This window comes from Luteimonas rhizosphaerae (genome assembly GCF_002849595.1).
Lineage (GTDB): Bacteria > Pseudomonadota > Gammaproteobacteria > Xanthomonadales > Xanthomonadaceae > Luteimonas > Luteimonas cellulosilyticus.
The window spans coordinates 98,790-116,397 of record NZ_NRQR01000026.1 but is presented as its reverse complement, the minus strand read 5'-3'; the positions used below and the strand labels follow the sequence as shown (position 1 = coordinate 116,397).

General features: G+C 71.9%; 13 protein-coding genes, 1 tRNA gene and 1 pseudogene. 7 read left to right on the top strand and 8 right to left on the bottom strand.

Annotation, left to right across the window (positions count from 1 at the left end):
• Positions 1-20 precede the first annotated feature (20 nt).
• The 5 genes from bioC to bioB are packed head-to-tail and all read right to left on the bottom strand — an operon-like array spanning position 21 to position 5,102.
• Entirely contained in the window at positions 21-923 is a 903-nt protein-coding gene (gene bioC / locus CJ022_RS13930; protein ID WP_101927234.1) for a malonyl-ACP O-methyltransferase BioC, read from the bottom strand.
• The gene (gene bioH / locus CJ022_RS13925) at positions 920-1,705 is read right to left on the bottom strand and encodes a pimeloyl-ACP methyl ester esterase BioH (protein WP_101927554.1); all 786 of its coding nucleotides are present in this window, start codon (positions 1,703-1,705) and stop codon (positions 920-922) included. The genes bioC and bioH overlap by 4 nt, the downstream gene beginning before the upstream one ends.
• A 35-nt stretch (positions 1,706-1,740) precedes the next feature.
• Positions 1,741-2,745 carry a multidrug resistance efflux transporter family protein gene (locus CJ022_RS13920; protein ID WP_101927233.1) on the bottom strand — a complete coding sequence of 335 codons (1,005 nt, stop codon included), beginning with the start codon at positions 2,743-2,745 and terminating at the stop codon, positions 1,741-1,743.
• Positions 2,742-3,968 carry an 8-amino-7-oxononanoate synthase gene (gene bioF, locus CJ022_RS13915; protein ID WP_101927232.1) on the bottom strand — a complete coding sequence of 409 codons (1,227 nt, stop codon included), beginning with the start codon at positions 3,966-3,968 and terminating at the stop codon, positions 2,742-2,744. Before bioF ends, CJ022_RS13920 begins: the two co-directional genes overlap by 4 nt.
• Positions 3,969-4,019: 51 nt before the next feature.
• The gene (gene bioB, locus CJ022_RS13910; RefSeq protein WP_101927231.1) at positions 4,020-5,102 is read right to left on the bottom strand and encodes a biotin synthase BioB; all 1,083 of its coding nucleotides are present in this window, start codon (positions 5,100-5,102) and stop codon (positions 4,020-4,022) included.
• 49 nt (positions 5,103-5,151) lie between these two features.
• Between bioB and CJ022_RS13905 the strand changes: the two genes are divergently transcribed.
• A complete protein-coding gene (locus tag CJ022_RS13905) occupies positions 5,152-5,880 on the top strand; it encodes a ComF family protein (protein ID WP_101927553.1) in 729 nt (242 codons plus the stop codon).
• 9 nt (positions 5,881-5,889) lie between these two features.
• Here the strand turns inward: CJ022_RS13905 and ubiA are convergent, their stop codons facing one another.
• Positions 5,890-6,813 (bottom strand): 4-hydroxybenzoate octaprenyltransferase, encoded by a 924-nt coding sequence (gene ubiA / locus CJ022_RS13900; RefSeq protein ID WP_101927230.1) that lies wholly within the window; start codon positions 6,811-6,813, stop codon positions 5,890-5,892.
• A gap of 126 nt (positions 6,814-6,939) precedes the next feature.
• Here ubiA and CJ022_RS13895 point away from each other — a divergent pair.
• The 3 genes and pseudogenes from CJ022_RS13895 to CJ022_RS13885 form a co-directional block, all read left to right on the top strand.
• Positions 6,940-8,265, top strand: a pseudogene (locus CJ022_RS13895) (UDP-glucose dehydrogenase family protein); the annotation flags it as partial.
• 144 nt (positions 8,266-8,409) lie between these two features.
• Positions 8,410-8,486 (top strand) — tRNA-Arg (locus CJ022_RS13890).
• A 335-nt stretch (positions 8,487-8,821) separates the two neighbouring features.
• Positions 8,822-10,561, top strand: a complete 1,740-nt coding sequence (locus tag CJ022_RS13885) for an electron transfer flavoprotein-ubiquinone oxidoreductase (RefSeq protein WP_101927228.1) — start codon at positions 8,822-8,824, stop codon at positions 10,559-10,561.
• Between the two features lie 303 nt (positions 10,562-10,864).
• On the opposite strand, the gene ku is transcribed toward CJ022_RS13885, so the two are convergent.
• Entirely contained in the window at positions 10,865-11,803 is a 939-nt protein-coding gene (gene ku, locus CJ022_RS13880; protein ID WP_101927227.1) for a non-homologous end joining protein Ku, read from the bottom strand.
• 166 nt (positions 11,804-11,969) lie between these two features.
• On the opposite strand from ku, the gene CJ022_RS17295 reads away from it, so the two are divergent.
• Positions 11,970-12,122, top strand: a complete 153-nt coding sequence (locus CJ022_RS17295) for a hypothetical protein (RefSeq protein ID WP_199171555.1) — start codon at positions 11,970-11,972, stop codon at positions 12,120-12,122.
• Positions 12,123-12,463: 341 nt separating this feature from the next.
• On the opposite strand, the gene ligD is transcribed toward CJ022_RS17295, so the two are convergent.
• On the bottom strand, positions 12,464-15,061 hold the full coding sequence (ligD, locus tag CJ022_RS13875; RefSeq protein ID WP_101927226.1) for a DNA ligase D: 2,598 nt from the start codon (positions 15,059-15,061) through the stop codon (positions 12,464-12,466).
• Between the two features lie 171 nt (positions 15,062-15,232).
• Here ligD and CJ022_RS13870 point away from each other — a divergent pair, with 171 nt between their 5' ends.
• The gene (locus CJ022_RS13870) at positions 15,233-15,748 is read left to right on the top strand and encodes a c-type cytochrome (protein WP_101927225.1); all 516 of its coding nucleotides are present in this window, start codon (positions 15,233-15,235) and stop codon (positions 15,746-15,748) included.
• Positions 15,749-15,837: 89 nt separating this feature from the next.
• Positions 15,838-17,595 carry an ExeM/NucH family extracellular endonuclease gene (locus tag CJ022_RS13865; protein WP_101927224.1) on the top strand — a complete coding sequence of 586 codons (1,758 nt, stop codon included), beginning with the start codon at positions 15,838-15,840 and terminating at the stop codon, positions 17,593-17,595.
• Positions 17,596-17,608 lie beyond the last annotated feature (13 nt).

Below are 17,608 nucleotides of genomic sequence, written 5' to 3'. Positions count from 1 at the left end.
ACGGCGTGCCTGGGCCGGTGTCAGCCGGCGCCGCGGCGCCGTACCGGGATCGCGTCCGCCGGGAACCGCGCCAGTTCCTCGCCGCCATCGCGGATCGGCGCGCCATGCGCCGGCGCCCACGCCATCGCGGTGATGGTCTCCCAGCTCGCCGGCAGCAGACCATCCGCGTCGCGGAATTGGGCGTAGTGCGCGGCGGCGGCGGCGAAGCGCGCACGGCCGGTCAGCGCGCGACGCCGCTGCTGCAGGGCGTTGGTCGCGCCGATCGCACGCAGCTCGCGCATCAGCGCCGTCATGTCGGGATGGCGCTGCACGTCGAGGTCGCGATCCAGCACCGGATTGCGGAAGCCCGCGCGCATCAGCGCATCGCCGAACTCGGCGATCGACGCGAACGGGCTGATGTGCGGCGCCTCGTCGGCATGGCCGAAGGACTCGCGCAGTTCGATCAGCGTCTGCGGGCCGAACGTCGAGCACAGCAGTAGGCCGTCGGGCTTGAGCACGCGGCGGAACCCGGCGAACGCCGCGGGCAGGTCTTCGACCCACTGCAGGCACAGGTTGGAGAACAGCACGTCGACGCTGTTGTCGGCGAACGGCAGCTGGCGCAGGTCGGCGCAGACGCGGTCGACCGGGCGTTGCAGGCCCAGGCGGTCGCGCCAGCCGCTGCGCACCGGCGCCTGCTGCAGCATCGGCAAGGCCAGGTCGACGGCGACGATGCGGGATTTCGGCCAGCGCGCGCGCATCGCCAGCGCGGCATGCGCGGGGCCGCTGCCGACGTCGAGCACGACGTCCGGCACGCGGTCGTCGAGATACTCGAGCGATTCCAGCAGCCGGCCTTCGACCTCGCGCTGCAGCGCGGCGGCGCCGGTATAGGTGGCCGAAGCGCGCGAGAACGCACGGCGCACCTGGGTGGGATCGAAGATCGTCATGACGGGTCCGGCGACGCCGCGTCGCGCGCAGCGATGAAGTCGAGCAGCCGCGCGGCGACCGCGTCGGCGTGGGTGAGGAACGGCGCATGGCCGGCGTGATCGAGGGTGGCCGCGTCGGCGTCGGGGGCCAGCACTGCGGCGGCGCGCATCGCGCGCGGATCGACGAGGCGGTCGCGGCGGCCGGACAGCCACAGGCTCGGCACTTGCAGCCCGGGCAATGCCGCGCGCAGATCGCTGGTTTCCAGCAGGTCCAGACCATCGGCGAGCACGTGCGCCGCGGGCTCGCCGCGTGCGAACACCTCGCTGCGCAGCGTCCGCAGCTCGCCGCGCGCATCGTCGGAGCCGAACGCCTCGAGCGCGATGAAGCGGTCCAGCGTCGCGCGGTAGTCAGTGCGCAGGCCGGTGGCGAAGTCGCGGAAGATCTCCGCCGACATGCCGAACGCCCAGTCGTCGCCCTTCACGAAACGCGGACTCGCGCACAGCATCACCAGCGCGCGCACGGCGGCGGGATGGCGCTGCGCGGCCTGCAGCGCGAACAGTCCGCCCAGCGACCAGCCGAGCCAGGGCGCCGGCGGCAGCAGCGCGGCCAGCGCATCGACAACCGGCGCGATCGCCAACGGCAGTCGGCTGTCGCGACTGCCGCCGTGTCCGGGCAGGTCGACGAGGTACAGCGTGCGCGTCGCCTGCAGCCGGTCGCGCAACGGCGCGAACACGCCGCCGTGCATCGCCCAGCCGTGCAGCAGCACCAGCGGCGGCCCGTGGCCGACCACGTCGATGTGCAGGCCGTGCGGATTGTCGAGCGTGCGGGACTGCATGGTCAGGCGCCCTTGTCGCTGCGCAGCGCGCGCGTCCGGCGTGGTCTGCCGGCGGCGGGCCGCGCGACGAGGATCGCGAACGCGACGATGCCCAGCGTCACCAGGATGCCGCCGAGCAGCGCGCGGCCCTGCGGCCAGGCTTCGCCGAGCAGCAGCGCCCCGAGCAGCGAGGCGAACAGCAGCTCGGCCGCCTGCATCGCCTCGGCGGCGCCGAGCGCGACCGGATTGTCGCGGACCATGCCGGTGGCCTGGAAGAACAGGATCGTCGCGACGACGCCGGCGCTCAGCGCGACGCCCGCCGCCAGCCACACCTGCGGCAGCGACGGCGCCCCGGATTCGTGCCAGGCCAGCGCGGCGACCAGCAGCCACAGCGGCTGGCTGACGAGGGTCAGGCCGAACACGCGCTGGGTCGCGTTCAAGGCTTCGCCGGTGCGCTCGAGATGCAGCAGCAGCAGGCGGTTGCCGAGCGGATATGCGATCGCCGCGGTCAGCACGCAGGCCAGTGCGATCCAGCCGGCCCTGCCGAGCCCGGCGCCACCGTGGCCGAACTGCATCAGCAGCACGCCGGCGAGGATGGCGACGGCGACCGCGAGCGCGGCGGGCGGAATCCGCCGGCGCGCGTCGCGATACAGGAACGGCGCGCACAACATGCCGGCGATGACGGTGAACTGGAAGCTGCCCGCGACCAGCCACGACGGCCCGCTCGACGCGGCGAACGCGAGCATGCAGTAGAACAGCATGAAGCCGATCGCACTGCAGCGCAGCCACGCCAGCGGATGCGCGGCGATCGCGCGCCACACCGGCGCGATGCCGCCCTGCCACGGCATCAGCGGCAGCAGCAACGGCAGGGTGATGAAGTAGCGCAGCGACGCGGTCCACGCCCAGTGGCCGCCGCCGGTCGCACTGGCGCGGTTGAGCACGTAGGTCATCGTGAAGAACAGGGCCGACGCCAGCGCGATCGCCACCGCCAGCAGCGCGCGACGCGGCGCATCGTCCGCGCCGGTCATGCGGGAAGCGCGCGGTCGGGATCGACCCGCAGCTCGTCGCGCGCGAACGCGAGCATGTCGACCAGCGCGTCGACGTCCGCGTCCTGATGCGCGGCGCTCAAGGTGATGCGCAGCCGCGCCTGGCCGTCGGCCACGGTCGGCGGGCGGATCGCGACGACCCAGTACCCGGCGGTGTCCAGCGCACGCGACAGCGCCAGCGCCTCGGCGTTGCTGCCGCAGCGCAGCGGCTGGATCGGCGTGTCCGACGGCATCAGGTCGAGGCCGTGCCGCGCGGCGCGCGCGCGGAAGCGCTGGACCAGTGCCTGCAGCCGCGTGCGCCGCCAGTGTTCCTGCCGCGCCAGCTTCACCGCCGCCAGACCCGCCGCGGCCTGCGCCGGCGGCAGCGCCGTCGTGTAGACGTAGGGACGCGCGGTTTCGCGCAGATGGCCGATCAGATCGGCATCGCCGGCGAGCACCGCGCCGTAGCCGCCGAGCGCCTTGCCGAGCGTCGCCAGCTGCAGCGGCACCGTCGCGACGTCCAGTCGCGCATCGGCGACGCTGCCGCGGCCGTCCGGTCCCAGCACGCCGATGCCGTGCGCATCGTCGACGTACAGCAGTGCGTGCTGCACGCGCGCGACCAGCGCCAGCTCGCGCAGCGGCGCGACATCGCCGTCCATGCTGAAGACACCGTCGGTCGCGACGATCGCCGCGCCCTCGGGCAGCGTGCGTAACTGGCGCAGCGCACCTTCCGCGTCGGCATGCGGATAACGCCGCAAGCGGCAGCCGGCGAGGCGCGCGGCATCGATCAGGCTGGCATGGTTGAGACGGTCCTGCACGCACGCATCGCCGTCGCCGAGCAGGCCCTGCAGCACCGCGAGGTTCGCCGCGAAACCGCTGCCGAACAGCAGCGCGGCGGGCACCTGCAGCCAGTCGGCGACCTCGCGTTCCAGTGCCTCGTGCAGCGCGTGATGGCCGCAGACCAGGTGCGAGCCGGCGCTGCCGGTGCCGACGCCGGCCGCGGCGTCCTGCAACGCGCCGGTGACCGAGAAGTGCTGCGACAGGCCGAGGTAGTCGTTGCCGCAGAAGTTCAGCAGCCAGCGCGCGCCGCCGGTGGCGTCGAGCACCTCGCAACGCATGCCGTCGCGACGCGTGACCGTGCGGCGCACGCGGCGCAGCGACGCCGCATCGCGCTGGGCGGCGGCCTCGCGCACGCGCGTGCGCAGGTCGGGGCGGTCAACGGCCACGGTCGGCCCCGGGCGCGGTACGCCCCCCGGTCCTGCGGCCACGCCGGGAGTTCATGCAGCGCGGCTCGCGGGATGCAGCGCCAGCGCCGGATGCTCGACGATGTCGGCGTGCACGGTGCCCGGGCGGTCGTGCCCCGCCGCGTCGACGGTGACCGGCATCGGCCGCAGGCCCAGGCGCGCGAACAGCGCTAGGTCGCGCTCGGTGTCCGGGTTGCCGGTCGTCAGCAGCTGTTCGCCGTAGAAGATCGAATTGGCGCCGGCGGCGAAGCACAGGGCCTGCATCTCGTCGCTCATGTCCGAGCGGCCCGCCGACAGGCGCACCATCGAGCGTGGCATCAGGAGGCGGGCGACGGCGATCGTGCGCACGAACTCGAACGGATCGAGTTCCGCGGTGCCGTGCAGCGGCGTGCCGGCGACCTGCACCAGCCGGTTGATCGGCACCGAATCCGGATGCGCCGGCAGGTTCGCCAGCGTCTTCAGCAGGCCGGCACGCTGGCGCCGGGTCTCGCCCATGCCGACGATGCCGCCGCAGCAGGTCTTCATGCCCGCGTCGCGCACGTGCTCGAGCGTCTGCAGGCGGTCCTGCATCTCGCGCGTGTGGATGATCGCGTCGTAATACTCCGGATCGGTGTCGATGTTGTGGTTGTAGTAGTCGAGGCCCGCGGCCTTGAGCGCCTGGGCCTGGTCGCCGGTCAGCATGCCGAGCGTCGCGCAGGTCTCCAGGCCCAGCGCCTTGACCTCGCGGATCATCGCCGCGACCTTCGGCACGTCGCGATCCTTGGGCGAGCGCCACGCCGCGCCCATGCAGAAGCGCGACGCGCCCGCGGCCTTGGCCTGGCGCGCCTTCTCCAGCACCGCCTCGACCTCCATCAGCTTCGTCGCCTCGACGCCGGTGTGATAGCGCTGCGCCTGCGGGCAGTAGCTGCAGTCCTCGGGACAGCCGCCGGTCTTGACCGACAGCAGCGTGCTGACCTGGACCTCGGCGGGATCGAAGTGCTGCCGGTGCACGCCGGCGGCGCGGAACAGCAGCTCGGGGAACGGCAGATCGAACAGGGCTTCGATCTCGGTGCGGCTCCAGTCGTGACGCAGGACGGGCTGGCCGGCCTCCGAAGGGGCGTGGCTGACAGGGGACATGGCGGAATTCCGACAGATCGGGCGGATCGAGACCGGCAGTCTGGAAAGCATGTCGCAGGCTGTCAACCGAGATCCGCCCGCCGCGGTTGACGAACGCTGGCGACGCTGGCTGCGGGCCATGGCCCCCTCGCGCTGCCTGATCTGCCGCGAACGCGGCGCCAACGGTCTCGATCTCTGCCTCGCCTGCGCGGCCGCCCTGCCCTGGTCCGGCAACGCCTGCCGGCGTTGCGCCATGCCGCTGCCGGGCGACGACGCCTGCTGCGGCGCATGCCTGCGCCGCCCGCCGCCGCTGACCGAGGTGCGCGCGGCCTTCGTCTACGGCTTCCCGGTCGACCGCCTGCTGCCCCGCTTCAAGTTCCACCGCGATCTGGCCGCGGGCGCCTTGCTGGCCGGGTGCCTGGCGCGCGCCGTCGCGGCGCTGCCGCGCCCCGATGCCCTGGTGCCGGTGCCGCTGCACACCGCACGCCTGCGCCAGCGCGGCTACGACCAGGCACTGGAACTGGCGCGTCCGCTGGCACGCCGCACCGGCGTGCCGCTGCGCGCGGACCTACTGCGGCGCAGCCGGGCCACGTCGCCGCAATCCCGGTTGGATGCCGCCGCGCGGCGGCGCAACGTCCGTCGCGCGTTCGAGGTCGCCGCCGCGTCCGGACTGCCGGCCCACGTGGTGCTGGTCGACGACGTCATGACCACGGGCGCGACCCTGCACGCCGCCGCCATCGCCCTGCGCCGGGCCGGTGTGGCGCGGGTCGATGCCTGGGTCTGCGCGCGGGTGCGCTGAGCGGCGCGCTCAGCCCGCCAGCAGCACCGACGGCGCCGGCAGCGCGTAATGCGCGGCGATGCCGGCGAAGATCGCCATGCCGACCCAGTGGTTGTGAAGGAACGCGCGGAAGCAGGCCTCGCGGTCGCGATGCCGGGCGAGCGCGAATTCCCACAGCACCAGCAGCGCGGCGATGCCGAGCCCGATCCAGTACCAGCCGCCCAGCGTCGCCTGCCGGCCGACCAGCGCCAGCGCGGCGAACGCCAGCGCGTACAGCACGCCCTGCGCGACGAGATCGAGTTCGCCGAACAGGATCGCCGTCGACTTCGACCCCGCCTGGATGTCGTCGTCGCGATCCACCATCGCGTACCAGGTGTCGTAGGCGGTCGCCCAGAAGATGTTGGCCACATACAGCACCCAGGCGACCGGGGGCACCGCACCCTGCACGGCCGCGAACGCCATCGGGATGCCCCAGCCGAACGCCAGGCCCAGATAGACCTGCGGCAGGTAGGTATGGCGCTTGAGATACGGATACGTGGCCGCGAGCGCCACGCCGACGACGCTCATCGCGATGGTCAGCAGGTTCAGCGTCAGCACCAGCGCGAAGGCCGCGAGCATGAGCACCGCGAACACCGCCAGCGCCTCGCGTCCGCGCACCGCGCCGGTCGCCAGCGGCCGGTCCCGGGTGCGCTCGACCAGCGGATCGAGCCAGCGGTCGGCATAGTCGTTGATGACGCAGCCGGCCGAGCGCGTCAGCCACACACCGGCGGTGAACACGAAGAGGATCCACAACGGCGGCACGCCGTCGGCGGCGAGCCACAGGCCCCACCACGTCGGCCACAGCAGCAGCAGCCAGCCGATCGGCCGGTCGCCGCGGACCAGCGTCCAGTACACCGCCAGCCGCTCGCGCCAGCGCGGGCGGTACGGCGCGGAGAAGCGTTCGTAGTCGTGCATGGCGCGCAGGGTAGCAGCGCCGCCCGCGGCCGCACGTCGCCCGCTGTCGCCGATCCGTCACCGGAACGTCGACGGACTGCCACGTGCCGGCGCGATGCTGGAGACCCCGCCGACGAGCCGCCTGCCATGCATGTCAGTGTCTTCGGAACCGGATACGTCGGTCTCGTCACCGGCGCCTGCCTCGCCGACATGGGCCACGACGTGCTGTGCGTCGACGTGGACGCGATCAAGATCGCCGGGCTGCGTGCCGGCCGCATCCCGATCCACGAACCCGGCCTGCCGGCCCTGGTGCGGGCCAATCTCGACGCCGGTCGCCTGCGCTTCACCGGCGACGCGGCCGCGGCGATCGCCCATGCCGACATCGTCTTCATCGCGGTCGGCACGCCCCCCGACGAGGACGGCAGCGCCGACCTGCAGCACGTGCTCGCGGTGGCCCGCACGATCGGCGAGCACATCGACCGCCGCACCTGTGTGGTCACCAAGTCCACCGTGCCGGTCGGCACCGGCGACCGCGTCGCCCGGGCGATCGACGAAGCACTGGCGGCGCGCGGCGTCGCCGTGCCGTTCTCGGTGATCGCCAATCCGGAATTCCTCAAGGAAGGCAGCGCTGTCGCCGACTGCATGCGGCCCGGCCGCATCGTCATCGGCGGCGACGACGCCGAGGCGATCGAGACGATGCGGCGGCTGTACGCGCCGTTCAACCGCAACCACGACCGCATCGTGGTCATGGACCGGCGCTCGGCCGAGCTGACCAAGTACGCCGCGAACGCGATGCTGGCGACGCGCATCAGCACGATGAACGAGATCGCCAACATCGCAGAGCGCGTCGGCGCCGATATCGAACAGGTGCGCCTGGGCATCGGCTCGGATCCGCGCATCGGTTTCCACTTCATCTACGCCGGCGCCGGGTACGGCGGTTCGTGTTTCCCGAAGGACGTCCGCGCGCTGGCGCGCACGGCCGAACAGAACGGCCTGGAGCCGCAGCTGCTGCAGGCGGTGGAAGCGGTGAATACCCGGCAGAAGCAACATCTCTTCGCGCTGGTGCAGCGCCACTACGACGGCGCGCTGGCTGGCAAGACCTTCGCCGTGTGGGGCCTGGCCTTCAAGCCCGACACCGACGACATGCGCGAAGCGCCGAGCCGCACGCTGCTGGCCCAGCTGTGGGCCGCGGGCGCCCGCGTGCGCGCCTTCGATCCCGAAGCCGGGCGCGAGGCCGCGCGGCTGTGGGGCGAGCGCGACGATCTGGTCCTGTGCGGCGATGCGCAGGCCACACTGGCCGGCGCCGACGCGCTGATCGTGGTGACCGAATGGAAGCAGTTCCGCAGCCCCGATTTCGCCCGGCTGGCCGCGACGCTGCACGACCGCGTGGTGTTCGACGGCCGCAATCTCTACCCGCCGGACATGGTCGAGGCCGCCGGCCTCGCCTACTACGGCATCGGCCGGGGGCGCAGCGCACGCCGCGCGGCCCCGGCCCTGCCCGCCGTCGCCCACGACCCGGCAACGACCCCGGTGGCCTGCACCGCGCCCGCGGAGTTTCCGCTACACTCTGCGGCCGCTTCGACCATGCTCCGCGTGGCGTCGCGCTGACAGCACCGGGCGCCTGTAGCTCAGCCGGATAGAGTAGTGGCTTCCGAAGCCATTGGTCGGGGGTTCGAATCCCTCCAGGCGCACCATCTCCTGTTCTGACTCCTTGTTTTGATCCTCGCGACCGCCGAGGCCGCCGCCGCGGATGCAGCGCTGGCGATCTGCGCGCGCAGGCGCGCTCCTCAGAGACGATGATCCGCACCGCCCGCGTGTCGGGACCGCGGCACCGGCCGGCGGTGTTGCCGCGGCGCGTCTCGGCTTGCGCGGAGGCAGACGGTAGACTCCCCGCGCCGCCAGGCCGTGCATTCGCCGTGCGCAGTGCGCGCCACGACGGCATCGTCGCGGGCGGCCTGCGATGCTGCCCGGCATCGCGCGGACCGACGCGCGCTCCCTTTCACACCCGGGCGTACCGCCCAAGGCAACGATGACGACTCCCCAGGCACTGCTCGACACCCACGGCCCGCGCGAATCGATGGAGTACGATGTCGTCGTCGTGGGCGCCGGCCCCGGCGGCCTGGCGACCGCGATCCGGCTCAAGCAGATGGCCGCCGAGGCGGGCCGCGAGGTGTCGGTCTGCGTGCTGGAAAAGGGCTCCGAGCCCGGTGCGCACATCCTGTCGGGCGCGATCGTCGATCCGCGCGCGCTGACCGAGCTGATCCCGGACTGGAAGGAAAAAGGGGCCCCGCTGACGCAGGCGGTCACCCGCGACGAGTTCCTGTTCCTCGACGAGACCGGCGCGAAGTCGACGCCCGATTTCTTCCTGCCCGACTGCTTCAAGAACCACGGCAACTACATCATCAGCCTCGGCGCGCTGACGCGCTGGCTGTCCACGCAGGCCGAGGCGCTGGGCGTCGAGATCTTCCCCGGCTTCGCCGCGGCCGAAGTGCTCTACACGGACGCCGGCGTCGTGCGCGGCGTGGCGACGGGCAATCTCGGCATCGGCAAGGACGGCCAGCCGACCGGCGAATTCCAGCTCGGCATGGAGCTGCTGGCGAAGTACACGGTCTTCGCCGAGGGCTCGCGCGGCCAGCTGGGACGCGAGCTGATCACGAAATTCCGCCTCGACGAAGGCCGCGATCCGCAGAGCTACGGACTCGGTATCAAGGAGCTGTGGCAGGTCGATCCGGCCGTGCACGAGCCGGGCCTGGTGGTGCACACCGCCGGCTGGCCATTGACCGACGACACCTATGGCGGCTCGTTCCTGTATCACGCCGAAGACGGCAAGGTCGCGATCGGCCTGGTGGTCGGTCTCGACTACCACAATCCGTGGCTGAGCCCGTTCGAGGAATTCCAGCGCTTCAAGACCCATCCGTCGATCCGCCGGTATCTCGAAGGCGGCAAGCGCATCGGCTACGGCGCGCGCTCGATCACCGCGGGCGGCCTGCTGTCGATCCCGAAGCTGGTGTTCCCCGGCGGGGCGCTGGTCGGCTGCGAGGCCGGCACGCTCAACGCCAGTCGCATCAAGGGCAGCCATGCCGCGATCAAGACCGGCATGCTCGCCGCCGAGGCCGCGTTCGCCGCGCTGGGCGAGGGGCGCTCGGGCGATGAACTCAGCGCGTATCCCGCCGCGTTCGAAGCCAGCTGGCTGCATGCCGAGCTGTCGCAGTCGAAGAATTTCAAGCAGTGGTTCAAGAAGGGCCGCACCACGGCGACGCTGATGACGGGTATCGAGCAGTGGCTGCTGCCGAAGCTCGGCATCCGCACGCCACCGTGGACGATCCATCGCGACACGCCCGACCACGCGTGCCTGGAGCCGGCAGCGCAGCACACGAAGATCGTCTATCCGAAGCCGGACGGCACGCTGACCTTCGACCGTTTGAGTTCGGTCTATCTCAGCAGCACCAACCACGCCGAGGACCAGCCGCCGCACCTGACGCTGAAGGATGCATCGGTGCCGGTCGACATCAATTTGGCGCAGTACGCCGGCCCCGAGGCGCGCTACTGCCCGGCCGGCGTCTACGAGTTCATCGAAGGCGAGCAGGGCCCGCGGCTGCAGATCAATGCGCAGAACTGCGTGCACTGCAAGACCTGCGACATCAAGGATCCGACCCAGAACATCGTCTGGGTTGCCCCGCGGACGTGCGCGGGTCGCGGCGCGTTGGCCTGTCTCCAGGCTCGCACCCGACCCCGCCCGGAGCGACGTCCGGCCAACGTCGCTCCGTAGGAGCGCGCTCGCGCGCGAACCCGTTTCGCGCTGGACGTCACCGGGCGGCCGCGTCACCCACGGCCGCCGCCTGTCGCGACCCGGGTCGCGCCTGCACGAGCGCGACCGCGCGATGCGGTGATTCGATTCGCGTGTCGCCAACCCGCAGTCGCTTCGCCTGTCGCGGCCCGGGCGTTGCCCGACCGGCGCGCGATGCGACTGCTTCGGAACACGCGTACCGCGCGCATCGCGCGGCGGACGCGACGCCTTCGACGCGTCTGCAGGGCACGCGTCGCGCGGCACGTCAGCTGCGAAGACGCGCCCTCAGGCGCGCTTGCGCGCCGGCTTGGCGGCCTTCTTCGTGTCCTTGCTGGCGGCCTTCTTGGCGGGTGCCTTCTTCGCGGCCTTGCTGGTCTTCGCCGCCCTGGTGGTCTTCTTGTCCGCCTTCTTCGCCGGGGTGCGGCGGTTGCTGTCGAGGCTCTTCTGCAGCAGCGACATGAAGTCGACGACGTTGGTCGCCGCATCCTCGCGGTGCGGGGCGTCGTCGGTCTCGATCTTCGCCTTCTTGCCCTTGGATTTGATGCGCTTGGTGATCAGCGCAGTCAGGCGCTTGCGGAATTCGTCGTGGTAGCCGTCCGGCGCCCAGTCGGTCGACATCGACTCGATCAGCTGCGTCGCCATCTCGGTTTCGCGGGCGCTGATCTTGTACTTCGACGTGCCGCCGGCCGGTAGCTTGTAGTCGGTGGGATCGACGAGTTCCTGCGGATAGCGCAGCAGGTTGAGGATCAGCGCATCGTCCTCGGGCATCAGCGCGCACAGATATTCGCGCGTGCGCACGACGACGCGGCCGATGCCGATCTTGCCGCTGGCCTTCAGCGTCTCGCGCAGCAGCACGTAGCCCTTGTCGGCCTTCTTGCCCGGCACCAGCACGTAGGGCTTCTCGTAGAAGCGCTCGCTAATGCTGTCGGCCTCGACGAAGGCCTCGATGTCGACGGATTCGTGCGTGTCGGGCGCGGCGGACGCGAGGTCCTCCTTCTCGATGACGACGTAACTGCCCTTGTCGTATTCGAACGCCTTGACGATGTCCTTCCACGGCACTTCCTCGCCGGTATCGGCGTTCACGCGTTCGAAGCGGATCGGCTTCTTGTCGCGCGAGTCGAGCATGCGGAAACTCAGATCGGTCCGCCGCTCGCCCGACATCAGCGCCACGGGGATATTGAGCAGACCGAAGGAGATCGAACCGGTCCAGATGGGACGTGCCATGCGCGTGCTCCGAAGTGAATGCGCACGCTTGCACAGGCCTCGTCGCGGAGGCGTCAACCGCGCGCCGCGTTCCTCACGCGGCGGCGCGCGCGGCCGCCGTAAGGTCGGCCTCCCCCTGTCTGCGAGCCACCCCATGACCAACCGACGCACCCCCGTGGCCCCTGCCATGACGACGCCCGCCGGATCGCCCGACCCGGACCCCACGCGCAAGCAGCGCGACAGCGACAACCAGGACGAAGCGCTCGAGGAAACGTTCCCGGCCAGCGACCCGACGTCGCCGTTCGTCCCCGCGAAGCTGCCGGATCCGGACCGGCCCTGAAGTACCGATTGCGCGGGGCCTCTGCCGGCAGCGCCATGCGGCAGACGCTCCGCGATGCGCACGCGCAGCAGCCGGCGGCGTCGATCCGGTAGAGCGACCGCATTCCCCGACGTATCGCCGGGCGCCTGTTGAATCTCGTACCGGCAAGCCCAGCAGCTTCAGCGCCGTAGTTCACGGACCGGAGCCGTGCAATGCCCGCGCTGTCGCTCTCGTCAATGCCTGCCGCTAGGCATGGCTCGTCGATCGTCTTTCCTTCCCGCCGGCCATCGACGTTGTGGCCGACCGCTCCGCGTCGTCACCGCATGGCAGTCGTGCACGTCGCCGCGCGACACGCCATCGCATCACGCGAACTTCGACAGATCCTGGCGGATCGCGTCGATGCCGTCCCAGGGATGCTGTTTCAGCCGCGCGAGGCGGCGCGGTGCGCTCGCGATATCGAAGGCGGCGCCGCTCTTGACCCGACCGAGGTCCTCCCAGCACAGCGGCATGGCGACGGGCGCACCGGCGCGTGCGCGCAGCGAGAACGACGCGACGCTGGTCGCACCGCGGCCGTTGCGCAGGTAGTCGACGAAGATCCGGCCCTTGCGCAGGCGCTTGGCGGCGCTGGCGACGAAACGCAGCGGATCGGTCTCCGCCATGCTCGTGGCGAAGGCCTGGGCGAACGGCTTGACCTGCGCCCAGTCGACCATCGGCGCCAGCGGCACGACCACGTGCAGTCCCTTGCCACCCGAAGTGCGGACATAGGACACCAGCCCGAGTTCGGTCAGCAGGTCGCGGACGTAGCGCGCCGCGGCGACGATCTCGCGCCAGGCGACGCCCGGGCCGGGGTCGAGATCGAACACGATGCGGTCGGCGAGATCGGGCGCATCCGCGTGCGCGCCCCAGGGATGGAACTCGAGCGCGTTGAACTGCACCAGTTCCAGCACCGACGCCGCATCGCGCACGACCAGGTAATCGGCGGTGCCGCTGTCCTCGTCGATCGGCACCGCGTCGACCAGCTGCATGCCGGCGGTGTGGTGCTTCTGGAAGAAGCAGGCGCCGGCGATGCCGGACGGGCATCGCACCAGCGACAGCGGACGCCCGACGATCTCGGGCAGCAGCCACGGCATCACCGCCTCGTAGTAGGCGGCGACCTCGCGCTTGCGGATCTTGTCGGCCGGGAACAGCACCTTCTCGGGACTGGTCAGCGTCGGCGGCGTGCGCGCCTCGCGCGTGTCCGGCGCGGCGGTCTTGCGGGGGCGTTTCGATGATGGCGTGGCCGACGGGGCCGGCGTCTTCGCGCTCTTGCGGGCGCGCGGACTCGAGGGCATGGCGGTGTCCTTCTCGTTGGCGGCAGGCGGCGCGTGGTCGGCGCTGCGCAGGTCCGCGATGTCCTTGTCGGGACGCAGGGCCTTCAGCGACGGCTGGCGCAGCAGACCGCTGCGCCCGATGCCGCGCGCCGAGACTTCGACGACGAACTTCGGCGCGAACCAGCGCGCGCCACGCAGATCGGTGTCGTGCTCGGGCACGTGCACGGTCGGCGCCGTGCGACCGGCCTTGCCGATGCGGCGGGTGAGCTCGTCCAGCATCGCGTCGGTGAACCCGCTGCCGACGCGGCCGGCATAGGTCCAGCCGGCCGCGCCGTCGGGCCGGGCCAGCAGCAGCGCGCCGAAGCCGCTGCGGCTGCCTTTCGGCGGCGTGAACCCGACGACCGCGTACTCGTCGCTGGCGACGGTCTTGGTCTTGCGCCAGTCGTCGCTGCGCCCCTGCACGTAGGGCGCGTCGGCGCGCTTGGAAATGATGCCTTCGAAGCCGCGCGCGTCGGCCAGCGCGTGCGCCTGCGCGCCGTCGCCGTCGATGTGCGAGCTGAAGGCCAGGTGCGGCGGCGGGCTGTCGAGCAGTGCCTGCAGCAGCGCCTTGCGCGCGTGCAGCGGCGCCTCGGTGGTGTCGACGCCCTCCAGATGCAGCACATCGAACAGCACGTAGGCGATCGCGCCCTGGCGCTCGCCCGACAGCGTGCCCTGCAGCAGGTTGAAGTCGTCGCGGGTGCCGTCGCCGGCGATCAGCTCGCCGTCGAACGCGGCGGACGCGAGCCCCAGGCGCTGCAGCGCGTCGACGACCTCGGGCAGCTTCGCGGTCCATTCGATCGCGTTGCGCGACCACAGCCGCACCGCGCCGTCGGCGATCGTCGCCAGGATCCGGTAGCCGTCCCACTTGAGTTCGTGCAGCCAGCCGTCGCCGGTCGGCGGCGCCGCGCCCAGCTTCGCCAGCTGCGGCGGGAACGCCCCGGCCGGCGCCTTGGCCCGGCGCGCGCCGGGGAGCCTGGACGCCGCCTTCGTCCAGTCGCGCGTGCGGCTGGGCACCGGCGCGGCGACGGTCGCGCGGCGTTTGGGGCGCGCCTTGCCCCGGCCCGCGCGCGCGGCATCGTCGTCCGGCGGCGCGGTGACGTCCGCCAGCAGGTCGTCGGCTTCCAGCGTGCCGACATAGGCGTCGTCGGCCTTGAACAGCAGCCACTGGGGTTTCTTCGACGCGCGCCCGGAGCGCACCAGGTGCCAGCCACCGCGCAGCTTCTCGCCGAACAGTTCGAAGCGCAGATGGCCCTTGGCCAGCTGCGCCTCGGGATCGCCGTCGGTGCTCCAGACGCCGTGATCGAAGCGGGCGACGTGGCCGCCGCCGTATTCGCCCTTCGGAATCGCGCCTTCGAACGTCGCGTAGTCGAGCGGATGGTCCTCGACCTCGACCGCCATGCGCTTGACCTTGGGGTCGTAGCTCGGTCCTTTAGGCACCGCCCAGCTCTTGAGCGCGTCACCGACCTGCAGGCGGAAATCGTAGTGCCGGTGGCTGGCGTGATGCAGCTGCACGACGAACTGCGGACGCCGGCCCTTGGGGGCGGGCTTGCCGGGCTCGGGCTCGCCGGTGCGGGCGAAATCGCGCTTGCGGCGGTATTCGGTCAGCGCCATCGACGGTGCATCGCGGCGGGCGGGGCGGTCGTTGCGGGCATGCGCCTCTTATGCGCGCGGCCCGGTGGATGGGGCGTGCAGGCCGCACCGCGACGGGCAGGCATTTGCGCGGAGGTGCCTTTATACTCCGGCTTCAGCTGTGGCCACGCGCCATGTCGCCAAAGGTGTTTCGTGCGCAATTACGACCTTGAGTTCCTGAAGCGCTTCTCGATGGTGCTGGTGTTCCTGACCATCGTCACGTTGGGGTTGATGATCGGTGCGTGGTTCCTGCATCAGACGATTCCGCCCGAAGTTTCCGAAGGCACCGTGAAGCGCACCGAGGCGCGGATCGCCCCGACGGGCGCCGTCTACGCGGGCGCCACCGGCGCGGCCTCGCAGGCCGCCGCCACCGCAGCGGCGGCCGCAGCGGCCGCGTCGCAGGTCGCCTACGGCGGCACGCTGGACGGCTCGACCATCTACCAGAACCTGTGCGCGGGCTGCCACACCTCGGGCGCCGGCGGCGCGCCGACGCTGGACCACCAGCACTGGGATGCGCGCATCGCCCAGGGCACCGAGACGCTGTACCGCCACTCGATCGAAGGCTTCACCGGCGAAGCCGGCGTGATGCCGGCGCGCGGCGGCAACCCCGCCCTCAGCGACGAGCAGATGCACGCCGCCGTTGACTGGATGGTCGACAACCTCCAATAACGCGAGCCGGTCATTCGCCCGCCCCTGACGCCGCCTCCCCGGGCGGCGTCGTCGTATCCGGCCTGTCGTGGCCGCTGGAGATCCGCCCGATGCTTCTGCCACCCACCTCCAACCGCCTGCTGCCCGGCCTGCTCGTCTGCATGCTGCTCACCGCATGCCGCGCGACGGCGCCAGGGCCGGACGCACCGCCCCCGGCCGACGGCTCGCCCGTCGTGGACGCCTCGCCAGTCGTGTTCAGCGACCCGGACCGGGTCATCGAAGGACACGTGACCGGTGATCTCGTCGAGGGCATGGGTGGCTGGTTCATGGAGTCCATGACGCTGGAGCCGGGCATGCCGACCGGCGTGTTCGTCGTCGCCGAGGACGGAGCGCGGGCGCCGCCAACAGGCGCGCACGTGCGCGTCACCGGCCCGATGCGCAGCGTCGACGGTCTTCGGACTGTGCGTCCGGCGCACATCGAAACGCTGCCGACCCCGGCGCGTGCGCTGGCGCCGCTGCGTCTGCCCGGTCCGTACGACTGGTCGAAGATTGCCGGGCGCAAGGTGCACATCGAGGTGCCACTGACCGTCAGCGGCCAGCATGAGCGTGCGCGTCGCGGCACCCTGGTCGCCAGCTTCGACGGTCGCCTCTACACCCCGACCGAGATCGCGTCGCCGGGCGCCGAGGCCGCCCTGGTCGAGGCCGCCAATGCTGAAAGCCGCATCCTGCTCGACGACGGTCGCGATGACGCGCCGCTGGACGGCGTGCCCTGGTATCTGCCCGAGACCGCGCGCGCGCTGCGCAGCGGCAGCGTGCTGACCGGGGTCGAAGGCTTCGTCGATTACCGCGACGGCGCCTGGCGGCTGCAGCTCACCGCGCCCGTGCAGGTGCAGCCGGCACCACGCCCGGCGCCGCCGCAGGTCGACGGCGATGTGCGCATCGCCGCGTTCAACCTGCAGAACCTGTTCAACGGCGACGGCCGGGGCGGCGGTTTCCCGACCGAGCGCGGCGCGCGCACGCCGGACGAATTCGCCCGGCAGTTGGCCGGCCTGGTCGCGACGATCGCGCCGCTGCAGGCGGATGTCGCCGCGCTGATGGAACTCGAGAACGACGGCTCGGGGCCGGAGTCGAGCATCGCCCAGCTGGTCGACGCCCTGAACGCGGCCGGTCCCGCGCGCGACTGGCGCTTCATCGATGCCGGCGACGGCCCCGGCACCGACGCCATCCGCGTCGGCCTCCTCTATCGCGACACCCGCGTGCGACCGCAGGGCGCGCCGGCCACGCTCGGCGGCGGCCCGTTCGACGACCGCAGCCGCGTGCCGCTGGCCCAGGCCTTCGTGCCGGTGCGCGGCGGCCGCGCCGACGGCGCCGACTTCACCGTCGTCGCCGTGCACTTCAAGTCAAAGGGCTGCGGCACCGCGGCCGGGGCCGACGCCGACCGCGGCGACGGCCAGGCCTGCTGGAACGCGACCCGCACCGACTCCGCGCAACGCCTGCGCGACTGGCTGGCGACCGCGCCGACCGGCGCGAGCGAACGTGTCGCGGTGGTCGGCGACTTCAATGCCTATGCCCGCGAGGATCCGCTGCGCGTGTTCTTCGACGCCGGCTGGCGCGATCCCTTCGCCGGCGGCGCGGACGCACCCCCGCACAGTTTCGTCTTCGACGGCCAGGCCGGACGCCTCGACCACCTGCTGCTGAGCCCGGCGCTGGCCGGGCGCGTGGCCGGCGCGGCGAAGTGGCACAGCAATGCCGACGAGGCGCCGGATGCGGGGTACCGCGGCGCGGCCGGCGACACGGGCACGGGGTCGCCCTGGCGCAGTTCCGATCACGACCCGCTGCTGGTCGGGCTGCGCCTGCGCACGGACTGAACGTGGCGCCGTT